At 70.1% G+C, this 10,762-nt stretch carries 9 protein-coding genes; 1 reads left to right on the top strand and 8 read right to left on the bottom strand.

Translation table 11 applies throughout. The features are described from left to right. The 4 genes from RMO85_RS06125 to RMO85_RS06110 form a co-directional block, all read right to left on the bottom strand. A partial coding sequence (locus tag RMO85_RS06125) for an ATP-binding cassette domain-containing protein (RefSeq protein ID WP_310527508.1) occupies positions 1 to 425 on the bottom strand: 425 nt, incomplete at its 3' end. Then, positions 422 to 1,210 (bottom strand): ABC transporter permease subunit, encoded by a 789-nt coding sequence (locus RMO85_RS06120; RefSeq protein ID WP_310527503.1) that lies wholly within the window; start codon positions 1,208 to 1,210, stop codon positions 422 to 424. The genes RMO85_RS06125 and RMO85_RS06120, both read right to left, overlap by 4 nt. After that, positions 1,207 to 1,848: an ABC transporter permease subunit gene (locus RMO85_RS06115; RefSeq protein WP_310527500.1), complete on the bottom strand. Its 642-nt coding sequence runs from the start codon at positions 1,846 to 1,848 to the stop codon at positions 1,207 to 1,209. The genes RMO85_RS06120 and RMO85_RS06115 overlap by 4 nt, the downstream gene beginning before the upstream one ends. A gap of 236 nt (positions 1,849 to 2,084) precedes the next feature. After that, positions 2,085 to 3,212, bottom strand: a complete 1,128-nt coding sequence (locus RMO85_RS06110; protein WP_310527498.1) for an ABC transporter substrate-binding protein — start codon at positions 3,210 to 3,212, stop codon at positions 2,085 to 2,087. A gap of 161 nt (positions 3,213 to 3,373) precedes the next feature. On the opposite strand from RMO85_RS06110, the gene RMO85_RS06105 reads away from it, so the two are divergent. Next, positions 3,374 to 4,642 carry a DUF4032 domain-containing protein gene (locus RMO85_RS06105; RefSeq protein ID WP_310527497.1) on the top strand — a complete coding sequence of 423 codons (1,269 nt, stop codon included), beginning with the start codon at positions 3,374 to 3,376 and terminating at the stop codon, positions 4,640 to 4,642. Positions 4,643 to 4,693: 51 nt separating this feature from the next. Here RMO85_RS06105 and RMO85_RS06100 read toward each other — a convergent pair whose 3' ends face one another. From RMO85_RS06100 to RMO85_RS06085, 4 genes are all read right to left on the bottom strand, one after another. Then, positions 4,694 to 6,205 carry a metallophosphoesterase gene (locus RMO85_RS06100; RefSeq protein WP_310527496.1) on the bottom strand — a complete coding sequence of 504 codons (1,512 nt, stop codon included), beginning with the start codon at positions 6,203 to 6,205 and terminating at the stop codon, positions 4,694 to 4,696. Further along, positions 6,186 to 7,145 (bottom strand): 23S rRNA (guanosine(2251)-2'-O)-methyltransferase RlmB, encoded by a 960-nt coding sequence (rlmB, locus tag RMO85_RS06095; protein WP_310527495.1) that lies wholly within the window; start codon positions 7,143 to 7,145, stop codon positions 6,186 to 6,188. Before rlmB ends, RMO85_RS06100 begins: the two co-directional genes overlap by 20 nt. Beyond that, positions 7,145 to 8,578 carry a cysteine--tRNA ligase gene (gene cysS / locus RMO85_RS06090; protein ID WP_310527493.1) on the bottom strand — a complete coding sequence of 478 codons (1,434 nt, stop codon included), beginning with the start codon at positions 8,576 to 8,578 and terminating at the stop codon, positions 7,145 to 7,147. Before cysS ends, rlmB begins: the two co-directional genes overlap by 1 nt. Before the next feature lie 54 nt (positions 8,579 to 8,632). Next, the coding region (locus RMO85_RS06085) for a 5'-nucleotidase C-terminal domain-containing protein (protein WP_310527490.1) at positions 8,633 to 10,762 on the bottom strand (2,130 nt) is incomplete at its 5' end.

The following is a 10,762-nucleotide window of genomic DNA, read 5'->3' as shown; positions in this document are numbered from 1 at the left end:
TGGCCGCCGGACAGCTGGTGAGCGAAGCGGTCGGCCTCCCCACCGAGTCCGACCAGCTCGAGCATGTCGCCGGCACGCTTGCGTCGGGCAGCTCCGTCGCGACCGCGCAGCTTGAGCCCGAAGCCGACGTTGTCGATGACCGTCATGTGGGGGAACAGGCTGTAGGCCTGGAACACCATCCCCATGTCGCGCTTGTTGGCCGGGACCGTGGTCAGGTCCCGACCGCCGACCGAGACCGAGCCCGACGTGGCATGGTCGAGGCCGGCCAGGATCCGCAGAGCCGTCGTCTTGCCGCACCCGGAGGGGCCGAGCAGGGCGACCAGCTCGCCGGGGGCCAGGTGCAGGGTCAGCCCGTCCAACGCCCGCACGGAGCCGTAGACGCGGGTGAGGTCGGACAGCTCGACGGCCAGACCGCGATCGGTCATGAGGATGCTCCTTGCTTGTGCCGGTCACGGCTGAGGAAGGTGAGGCCGAGCAGGAGCACGACCACGAAGAGCATCGACGCGAGCGCAGCAGCCATCGCCGCCGGGCCGTTGCTCTTGTAGATCCCCGCCATCGCCACCGGCATGGTGTCGAAGTGGAGCAGCGAGGCGAAGACGAACTCGCCCAGCACCAGCGCCACGGAGATGAAGGCAGCACCCAGGACGCCTCCGGTGATGTTGGGCAGGATGATGCGGGCGATCACGGTGAACCAGCCGGCGCCCAGGGACCGGGCCGCCTCGGCGAGCGTGGCCACGTCGATCGCAGACAGCGCGGCATCGAGGGCGCGGTAGGAGTAGGGCAGGACGAGAATGACGTAGGCGAACGTCAGCACCAGCGGGGAGTCGCCCAGCAGGTAGCTCACCCACGAGTAGACGTTGCTGATGCCCACCACGATCACCAGCGCCGGGATGGTCAGCGGCAGCAGGCACAAGAACTCGATCAGCCGCTTCACCCGCGGGACGCGCAGGCGCACCCACACCATCGTCGGCACCAGCAGGACGACCATGAGCACCACGGTGAACAGAGCCAGCAGCAAGGAATAGATGATCGAGGAGCGGAAGTCCTCGTCGGTGACCATGTACTCCCAGTTGTCCCAGGTGCGTCCCGGCGCGCTTCCGCGGACCTGGGTGGAGAAGTCGAACATCGCCAGCAGCGGGACGAAGAAGTAGGCCGCGAAGGCCAGCAGCAGCACTGCGCGGACGACGCGGAAGAGCGGCGAGACCGTCATCGCATCCACCTCGACGTACGCCGCAGCAGCAGGTTGTAGGCCACCATCACGATGGACACCACGACGATCATCTCCAGAGCGAGCGCGAATCCGACGTTGGCCTGTCCGAGCAGGACCTCGCTCGTGATCGCCTGGCGGATGAGCAGAGGCACGATCGGCTGGCCCTGGCTGACCAGGACGGCCGAGGTCGCGTAGGCGGCGAAGGCGTTGGCGAAGAGCAGGAGGGTCGCGCCCAGGAAGGCCGGGGTCAACAGGGGGATCGCGACGTGCCGCCAGTAGGACCACGTGCTCGCGCCGAGGTTGACCGCGGCCTCGCGCCACTGCGGACGGAGGCCCTCGAAGGCGGGAGCGAAGACGATCACCATGAGTGGGATCTGGAAGTAGCAGTAGACGACGACCAGGCCGGGCAGTCCGAAGAGCCAACCGGAACCGTAGAGATTGGCACCGGTCAGCTCCATCACCGCGTTCGTGACGACCCCGACCGGGCCGATGGTGGCGATCCACGCGAAGGCGAGGGTGATGCCGCCGAACTGGGCGAGCACGCCGCTCACGGCGAGTGTGGTTCGACGCAGCAGGCTCTGCGAGGACATCGAGACGACCAGGTAGGCGAGCAGCGCGCCGAGCACGGCACCGATCACGGCCGTCGAGGCGGAGAGGATGAGCGAGCCGCGCAGCGCGGTCAGCGCTGCCTCGCTCGTCAGTGCGTCGAGGTTGCCGAGGGTCAGTCGGCCGGCCTCGTCCTGGAAGGCGCCGATGACGACGGTCAGCGTGGGGACGACCAGGAAGACCAGGACGAAGCCGAGGAACGGCAGCAGAGGGAGGCCCGGGCCGACGGCGAACCGCCGACCCGGACCTTCTCTCGTGGCTGGAGTGCTCAGCGGATCGCCTTGGACCAGTTCGCTGCGAGGTACTCGCCCGCGGTCACCGTCTGGTCGTCGGTGGGGATCACCGGCTCGCCGCTGACCTCGGGGAGAGCACCCCAGAGGTCGGCGTCGATGGTGCCGGCGTCGGCCATCGCGTCACCGCGGATGGGCCGGGCGCCACCCTTGAGCCACAGGTTCTGGCCCTCGTCGCTGTAGAGGAACTCCTGCCACAGGCGGGCGGCGGCCGGGTGCGGCGCGTCGGCGTTGACGGCCTGGTAGTAGTAGCCGGCCACGACGGCCTCGGAGGGGACGACGGTCTTCCACGTGTCGACGTTGACGGCCGCGGCAGCCCCGAGGTAGTCCCAGTCGATGACGACGGGGGTGGTGCCCTGCTCGATGGTGGTCGAGTCAGGATCGACGGTGAGGAAGTTGCCGGCCTGCTTGAGATCGGCGAAGAAGTCCACGCCGGGGGCGATGTCGTCGGGAGACCCGCCGTTGGCGATGGCCGCCATCATCACGCCGCTGAACGCGGCGCCGGCCTGGGTCGGGTCGCCGTTGAGGGCGACCTTGCCCTTGAACTCGGGGCCGAGGAGATCCTGCAGCGAGGTCACGTCGGGCACCTTGGCCGAGTCGTAGCCGATCGACATGTAGCCGCCGTAGTCGTTGACCCAGGTGCCGTCGGCGTCCTTGAACTGGTCGGGGATGTCGTCCCAGGTCTCCACCTGGTAGGGCGCGAACAGGTCGGTGTTGGCCAGGGCGACGGACTGTCCGAGGTCGAAGACGTCGGGCGCGCGATCGGTGCCCTGGAGGTCGTTGGCCGCGATGATCTCGTCCTGCGAGGCGGCGTCGGGCTGGTCCGAGCTGATGTCGATGTCGTACTTGTCCTCGAAGGCCGAGATGACCTCGCCGTAGTTGGCCCAGTCCGGGGGCAGCGCGATGACGTTGAGCTCGCCCTCCTCCTCGGCTGCCTTCACGAGCGCGTCGAGACCGCCGAAGTCGGCGGCACTGGTGGCTTCGGCGGCGACGACACCCCCGTCGGAGGTGGTCGACGACGAGTCGTCCTTGGGGGCGGCGCAGGAGGCCAGGGCCAGGACGGTGGCGGCAGTGGCAAGCGTCGCAAGAACACGTTCATGCTTCATGAGAGGAGCCTTCCGTACATGTGAGAGGCCCGACGGGCGCGGGCCGCGCTGAGAGTAGGGGCGGTCATGAGGGACGCCAGCAAACCTTCGATGGCGTGTGAGTGAAGTCTCAGGATCGATTGTGAGCCGACCATAGCGCTCTGCGGGAGTAGGTTGCCGCCATGGCCTTGCGCATCGTCGCGAGCCGGCCGGACCCGGCGATCGTCACGCTGCCGTGGTCGACCCTGCTCGAGGAGTGGACAGACGAGTACGTCGTCCCGCTGCCGCGCGGGCTCTCGCGCCACATCGTGCGCATCGTCCGCCTCAAGGAGCGGACCTACGCGGTCAAGGAGACGCAGGAGGCCATCGCGTTCCGGGAGTACCGCCTGCTGCGAGACCTCCAGCGAGTCGGTCTCCCGGCCGTGGTCCCGCAGGGCGTCGTCGCCGGTCGCGTCGACCAGGCCGGCGAGGAGCTGCCCACCGCGCTGGTCACCGAGCACCTGCGCTTCTCGCTGCCCTATCGCAGCCTCTTCGCCCACGGGATGACCGCCGACAACCTGCCCAGTCTGGTCGACGCGATCGTCGTGCTGCTGGTGCGACTGCACCTCGCCGGCTTCTTCTGGGGCGACGTGTCGCTGTCCAACGTGCTGTTCCGCCGCAGCGCCGGCGGATTCTCCGCCTACCTCGTCGACGCCGAGACCGGCGAGCTCCACGACCACGTCAGCGAGCGCATGCGCGAGCACGACATCACCGTCGGGTGCGAGAACATCTTCGCCGAGCTGATGGACCTCCAGGCCAGCGGCGCGGTCGGCACCGAGATCGACGGCTTCGCCATCATCACCCGCCTGCGCGAGCAGTACGACGCCCTCTGGGCCGAGCTCACCGGCGAGGAGGAGTTCAGCGCGAGCGAGATGTGGCGCATCGAGAGCCGGATCGAGCGGCTCAACGACCTCGGCTTCGACATCGACGAGCTCGACATCATCACCGACTTCGACGGCGACCAGGTCCGCATCCAGCCGAAGGTCGTCGAGCTCGGTCACCACCGTCGCGAGCTCCAGTCACTCACGGGCATGACCGTGGAGGACGCCCAGGCCCGGCGGTTGCTGAACGACCTGGCGTCCTACACCGCACACTTCGACCTGGGCCGCGAGGACAGGCACCTCGTGGCCAACAAGTGGCTCACCGAGATCTACGAGCCGATCATGGCGATGATCCCTCCCGACGCGCGCGGCAAGCTCGAGCCGGCGGAGGTCTTCCACGAGGTCCTCGTGCACCGCTGGTACCTCTCCGAGCAATCCGGCCGGGAGGTCGGGATCTTCGACACGGCCCGCGACTACATCGACAACGTGCTCGCCACCAAGCCCAACGAGCTGATCACCGCGGACGACGAGGCCTCGCTGGGCCTGATGGACAGCTTCCACGAGGCCCTCGAGGACGAGGGCAGCCGCTAGGGCCACTCGGCCATCACGCACGGCGGCTCCACGTCCGCGACCAGCTCCGGGCTACTCGCCCTGGTCGAGCGCGAGCGGGACGTAGGACCCGACCACGAAGACCCCGTCGGTCCGCAACCGCACCCACTGCGTGCCGACGGGTCGGCCGTCGCGATAGGTGACGAGCGTGACGTCGGCATCGCGGCGCGGCTTGCTGCCGACGGCGATGGCGTACGCCGCGCCGCCGGTCGTGCCGGTGGTGAAGCTGTAGCCCGTGCGGCCGCTCTCGCCCTCGACCAGGTCCGGGCCGGCCTGGACGTGCGTGTGGCCGCCGACCACGAGGTCGACGCAGCCGCGGGCGAGGGCCTCCCGCCCGAGGTCGGCGTCATGCACCAGCAGGGTCGAGATCCGGTCGCCCTCGCAGGCTGCGTCGGCCAGCCGGTCGCCGACCTCCTCGAAGCTCAGGCCGGTCTCGTCGCGCCAGTTCCCGAGGCCGCTCGAGCGGGGGTCGTCGACGCCGAGCAGCAGCCCGCCCCACGGCGCCTCGACCGCCGTCGCGTCGAGCATCTGCCAGCCGAGGTCGTCGAGGTAGCCGGCGACGAACGGGCCGTTGTCGTGGTTGCCCGCGACGGCGAAGCGGTCGAGGTCGTCGAAGGCCCGGTCCAACGAGTCCAGGCTGAACGCCTCCCACGGCTCGCCGGTCGAGGTGTCGTCGCCCGCATCGAGCACGACCGTGGCGCCGGCACGGTCGCCGATGGACCGGGTGACGCGGTCCATGCCGATGTTGTCGTGCCGGTCACTGACGACCAGGGCCACGGTCTCGTCCGCCGCCGGCTCCCGCAGCTCGAGGGTCGCCGCCTGGGTTGCGGCCCGGTCGTAGAAGTCCTTGCTCTGCTCGTAGGTGTCGACGGCGCTCTGGATCAGCCGCTGCGTCTGCACCGTCGTCGGGCTGTTGCGGATCTCGATGCCCTCGGCCTCCTCCGGCACCGGGAACCCGGCCATGAAGGTCGCGAGCGGCTCCCACTCCCCTTGCGACTCCTGGGTGTTCTCCTCGGAGGACCAGGGCTGCCACAGCAACAACGGCACCGCGAGCAGGAGTGCGCCACCAAGGACTCCTCTGCGGGTCCGCACTCCGCGGAAGAGCTGGCCCCGACGGTGCGGGCCGAGCAGCCACCACGTCGCCAACGGCACGAGTCCGAGCGCGACGCCGCGCAGTGCTGCGGAGATCGCCATGTCCCGGACGGCGTCGCTCACCTTGGCGACCTGGGAGTCCGGATCGCTGGCGATGAAGGCGTAGCGCGCGAAGAGTTCCTCGACCGAGTCGCTCTGGGTCTTGCCGAGCACCAGGTCGACGCCGATGGGTCCGCCGGTGGCTCGCCGGAGGTCGGGCAGGAGCGGGCCCGTCCGCACGGCGACGTACCCGTCCAGGGTCGGGGTGACCACCGCGTCGTGGCTCACCACGACCACCGTGCGGCTGTCGCCGAGGAAGAACGCCAACCCCGCCGAGAACCCGACGGTGACGCACACCGCCGTGAGGACGAGCCCGGTCAGGACCCGCCCGAGGTCAGCTCCGTGCCTGCGCAATCGCATACAGCGTCACCGACGCTGCGACTCCGGCGTTGAGCGACTCGAGCTGGTTGTGCATCGGGATCGAGACGAGCTGGTCGCAGGTCTCGGCGACGAGTCGGCCCAGGCCCTTGCCCTCGGAGCCCACCACGATCACCAGCGGTCCCGTGGCGAGCCCGCCGACCGCCACCAGCTCGGGCAGCGAGATGTCGCCGTCGGCCGCAAGACCCACGACCATGCAGCCGGCGGCCTGGTAGGCCTTGATCTGGCGCACGAGGTTGACCGTCTGGGCGATCGGGATGCGAGCGGCCGCGCCGGCGCTGGACTTCCACGCGGCGGCGGTCATGCCAGCGGCACGCCGCTCGGGGATGACGACGCCGTGGGCACCGAACCCGGATGCCGAGCGCACGACGGCGCCCAGGTTGCGAGGATCGGTGACCGAGTCGAGCGCCACGATCAGCGCCTTCTCCCCGGCCTCGGCCGCGCGAGCGAGCAGGTCGTCGGCGTGCGCGTACTCGTAGGACGGCAGCCGGGCCGCGAGCCCCTGGTGCACGGCACCACCGGTCATCCGGTCGAGCTCGGAGCGCGTGACCTCGAGCAGCGGGTAGCCGTGCTCGGCCGCCATCTTGAAAGCATCGCGCAGTCGACCGTCGCGCTCGGCACCCTCGGCGACGTACACGCCCGTCACCGGGATGCCGGCCGACAGCACCTCGACGACGGAGTTGCGACCCGCGACCCATTCGGCTTCGGTCGACTTCGCCGAGCGGCGCTTGGGGCGGGTCGTCTCGGTGCGATCGGAGCGCTTCGCGTCCTTGTGGGCCTTGTGATAGGGCCGGTCCTTGGCGGCGGGCGTGGGGCCCTTGCCCTCGAGGCCGCGCCGAACGCGTCCTCCGGAGCCGACGGTCGCACCCTTGCCGCTCTTCTTGATGGCGCCCTTGCGCTGGGAGTTCCCTGGCATTAAATGCTCCACTTCGGCCCGGAGGGCGTGTCTTCGATCTCGATGCCGGCCGCCTTGATGCGGTCGCGAATCGCGTCCGCCCGGGCCCAGTCCTTGTCGGCGCGCGCGGTGGCGCGGTCCTCGAGCAGTGCGGTGATGAGTACGTCGACCGCGCCGCGCAGCTTCTCCTCGTCGGCGCCGCTCGCGCTCGCCCAGGCAGGGTCGGCAGGGTCGAGGCCCAGCACGGCGAGCATGGCACGCACCGACGCGGCGTTGCCGCGCAGCGCGGCGGCGTTGCCGCCGTCGGCCAGCAGCTTGTTGCCCTCACGAACGACCTCGTGGATGGCCGCGACCGCCGCCGGGGTGCCGAGGTCGTCGTCCATCGCGGCCATGAAGTCGGCGCACAGCATCCCGCCGGCAGGGACGGCGTCGCCGAGGGCCGATGCCGCCCGCTCGAGGAACGCCTCGATCCGGCCGAAGCCCACGGCGGCCTCGTCGAGCGCCTCGAACGAGAACTCGACGTGCGAGCGGTAGTGCGCGGAGACCATGTAGAACCGAAGCTCGATGCCGCGCACGCGCTTGAGCACCTCGGGCACGAGAAGCGAGTTCCCGAGCGACTTGCTCATCTTCTCGCCGGCCGTGGTGATCCAGGCGTTGTGCAGCCAGTAGGACGCGAACGGCAGACCGGCCGCACGCGACTGGGCCTGCTCGTTCTCGTGGTGCGGGAAGCGCAGGTCGACGCCGCCACCGTGGATGTCGAAGGCGGGGCCGAGGTACTTCGACGCCATGGCGGAGCACTCGATGTGCCAGCCGGGTCGTCCCGGACCCCACGGGGACGGCCAGGCCGCCGACTCGGGCTCGGAGGGCTTGTAGCCCTTCCACAGCGCGAAGTCGCGCGGATCGCGCTTCCCACGGGGGTCGGCGTCGGTCGCGGGCTCCATGTCGTCGAGGCCCTGGCGCGTCAGCTCGCCGTAGTGGGGCCACGAGCGCACGTCGAAGTAGACGTCGCCGGAGCCGTCCTCGGCCGGGTAGGCGTGACCGCGCTCGATCAGGATCGAGATCAGCTCGAGCATCTCCGGGATGGTGCCGGTCGCGCCGGGCTCGTAGGTCGGCGGCAACACGTTGATCGAGGCCAGCGCCGTGGTCAGCTCGGCGTGCATCGCGTAGGCCAGGTTGTACCAGGGCCGGCCCTGCTCGGCGGCCTTCGCGAGGATCTTGTCGTCGATGTCGGTGACGTTGCGGATGAAGTGGACGTCGTACCCGGTGGCCATCAACCAGCGGCGCAGCACATCGAAGTTGACGGCCGAGCGCACGTGCCCGACGTGCGGCTCTGACTGCACTGTGAGTCCGCAGACGTAGATGCCCACCTTGCCCGCCTCGAGGGGGACGAAGTCGCGCACCTCGCGGGTCGCGGTGTCATGGAGCCTCAACCGGCTCTCGGGCTGCTGTGTCACCCGTCGAGTCTAGTGGCGCCGGGCCCTCCGGCCTGATTCGCCGGAGGAGGCGACCTACGGCTTCGTCTTGCCGGGCACCACGGAGACGCTGAGGGTGCCCTGCGCCGCTGCGTGGGTCGCGTTGCCGAGGTAGCGCACCACCAGGGTGTGAGTGCCGACCGGCAGCGCCTTCGCAGCCACGGCAATGCTCGCCGTGCCACCCGAGAGGGTGGCGACACCGAGCCGGGTGCTGCCGTGGAAGAGCTCGACCGTGCCGGTCGCGCTGGTGGGAGTGACGCGTACGGCGACGTTGCCGCCCTTGCTCCACTGGATCGGAGCGGAGGACCCGGTCACCACGGTGGAGACCTTCGTGACCGTCACCGACACCGCGCCCTGCGCCGACGTGGTCGCGCCGTCACCGAGGTACCTCAACGTCAGGACGTGCGAACCGACGGCCAGCGAACCCGCCGGAACCGTGATGCTCGCCCTCGTCGCACCGGCCTCGGTGGCCAGGCTGGCCTCGCCCAGCTTCGTCGCCGCGTCGTACAGCTCGACAACACCCGTCGCACCCGTCGGCGTCACCGTCGCAACCACCGAACCAGCCCGATCGAACGCCACCGACACATCCGGCGCCGTCACCACCGAGTCCACCTTCGTGACCGTCACCGACACCGTGGTCGACGAGGGCTTGTTCGCATCGTCACCGCTGTAGGTGAGCGTCAGCGTGTGGTCGCCGACGGACAGGCTCCTGGCGATGACGTCGTACGTCGCGGTGGTGGCCCCGCCGGCCGTGGCGAGTGCCACCGTGCCGAGCGTGGTCGGACCCTCCGCCACCGTCACCGAGCCGGTCGCACCGGTCGGAGTGAGGATGGCGACGACCGAGCCGGGCTGGTCGTAGGCGACCGAGACCGCCGGCGCCGAGACGGTGGAGTCGGCGCGGCCGTCGACCGACTGGACCGGCAGCCACGCGAGGGTCCCCGAGGCACCCGTCAGCCTGAACCACGCCGTGCCCGCACGCGAGACCGGCATCGGGAAGGAGACGGAGGCCGTGCCCGCGGTGTCGTACGGCTGGGTCGGCAAGGTGGTGGTCACCGTCCGGGTGTCGAGGGCGACACCGGCGAAGGACACCGTCACCGAGGTCTCGGCCGGGTCACCCGGTCCCGTCATCGACAGCGAGCTGAGCGGGATCGTGACCGTGTCGCCGGGGGCGAACGGGCCGGCCGGTACCGAGGCGGCGACACCGTGCTGGCCGAAGTCGACCGGCAGCGGAGTGCCACCCACCGGGGCCTTGGCCGCCAGGTAGTCGACCGTCGCCTGCAGGTCGGTGAAGCCCGTGTCCTGCGCGTTGGCGCCCTGGGTCAGGGCTCGGAAGTTGTCACCACCGGAGACCAGGAAGTTGGTCGCGGACACGGTGTAGGTCGCGGCCGGGTCGATCTGCACGCCACTGAGCCACATCCCGGTGATCCGGTCGCCCTCGGGGCGGGATGCGTCCTCGGTGAAGGAGAAGCCCCTGGACGTGCCCAACCGCAGGAACGGCCGCGAGGGAGTGTTGCCCTCCGGGTCGCGCTGCCACTGCTGCTCGAGCAGGGTCTTGATCTGCGCACCCGTGAGCTCGACCGTCTTCAAGGTGTTGGCGAACGGCTGGACGTCGGCTGCCTCGCGGTAGGTGACGGTGCCGTCGTTGTTGGCGTCGAGGTCGGCACGCAGGCCACCGGGGTTCATCACACCGAGGTCGGCGCCGGTCCGCCAGCGCTGGATCTCGGCGACCAGGTTGCCGAGCGTCGACTCGCCGCCACGGTTCTCCACGGTGGTGCCCGTGGCCGGGTCGTTGCGCTGCGCGCGGAGGAACTGACCCTCGACCTCGCCCAGCGCGGCCGACCCTGCGACCGCCGCGAAGGCGACGGCGTCGTCGACGATCGCCTTGGTGGCGGGGTCGGCGTCGTACTCCTTCATGGCGAGCACGTGCTGGCGGATGTTGACCAGGTTGTCGGTGCCCTGCGCGAACTCGAACTCGAGCTGGTTGAGGTAGGAGCCGTACTGGCCCGCCGAGACGACCGGCCGGCGGGTGACGGCCCGGCCTTCGCTCACCCACGCCGGGACCTCGACCTTGTGGTTGTAGGACAGGTGCGTGTGGCCGGAGATGATCGCGTCCACGGCGGGGCTGGTCTGGGTGACGATGTGGCCGAAGGCCGTGCCCGGGTCGGT

The organism is Nocardioides sp. (genome assembly GCF_031422975.1).
GTDB lineage: Bacteria > Actinomycetota > Actinomycetes > Propionibacteriales > Nocardioidaceae > Nocardioides.
This window is presented reverse-complemented; position numbering and strand designations above follow the sequence as displayed.

Bases quoted from the DNA above. Each gene is read 5' to 3' on its own strand.
- RMO85_RS06120 (WP_310527503.1), bottom strand. From the start codon at position 1,210: ATGACGGTCTCGCCGCTCTTCCGCGTCGTCCGCGCAGTGCTGCTGCTG.
- RMO85_RS06110 (WP_310527498.1), bottom strand. From the start codon at position 3,212: ATGAAGCATGAACGTGTTCTTGCGACGCTTGCCACTGCCGCCACCGTC.
- RMO85_RS06105 (WP_310527497.1), top strand. From the start codon at position 3,374: ATGGCCTTGCGCATCGTCGCGAGCCGGCCGGACCCGGCGATCGTCACG.
- rlmB (WP_310527495.1), bottom strand. From the start codon at position 7,145: ATGCCAGGGAACTCCCAGCGCAAGGGCGCCATCAAGAAGAGCGGCAAG.